Raw genomic sequence first — 895 nt, forward strand, 5'->3', positions numbered from 1 at the left:
TGAAGGGGTGGGAAATGAATTTCTCTTTTGTCAACTCAGGACGATGCAAATAGCCCCGCGCCACACCAGCACCACCAATATAGAGTTCACCTCTGACACCAATGGGGACTGGTTGCAGATATTCATCCAAAATATAAAGTTGGGTATTAGCAATGGGGCGACCAATTAAAATACCCTCTGTTAACGAAGTGTCATCTGTCACTTCATAGATGCAACAACCCACAACAGTTTCTGTCGGGCCATATTCATTAATTAGTCGAGTTTCTGGGGCGTTTTCTCGCCAGAATTGCAGAGTTTTGCCTAAGAGGGCTTCACCACCGATAACAAAAGCGTTGGTTTGTCCGGCGGCTTCTGCTGGGGGAATAATTTGATTGAGCAGTTCCAAATGAGCAGGTGTCAGTTTCACTAAACTAAACTGACTTTTAGACCGCAAAACGCTACATAAAGCCTCAATCTCCTGCTTCTCTGGTAACAGCACCACTTGCCTACCCACCATTAAAGGTGAAAACAAGCTAGTAATAGTCGCATCAAAAGCAAAAGAAGACTGTACAGGTGCGCCATAGCCATCGGCTACAGCATAAGCTTCAGTACACCAACTGAGATAATTCACCACCCCTTGGTGAATTATCATTGTCCCCTTGGGTTTGCCAGTTGAACCAGAGGTATAAATTATATAAGCTAAATTAGTAGATTGGACTGGGGAAACGGGATTGGCTTGACTCTGTTGGGAAATCGCCTGCCAATCTGTATCCAGACAAATCACCTGCTGATGCTCTGGTAGAATGTCAAGTAAGTGCGACTGGGTAAGTAATACAGGCACTTGAGAATCTTCAAGTAAGTATTGTAGGCGATCGCGTGGATAAGCTGGGTCAAGAGGTACAAAAGCCCCCCCAGC

Annotated in this window: 1 protein-coding gene; it reads right to left on the reverse strand. The window is 45.3% G+C overall.

Annotated features, from left to right (window positions below):
* The coding region (locus ACM0OR_RS28310) for an AMP-binding protein (protein ID WP_414579729.1) at positions 1-895 on the reverse strand (895 nt) is incomplete at both ends.

Source organism: Anabaena sp. CCY 9402-a, assembly GCF_963920945.1.
GTDB lineage: Bacteria > Cyanobacteriota > Cyanobacteriia > Cyanobacteriales > Nostocaceae > Trichormus > Trichormus minutissimus.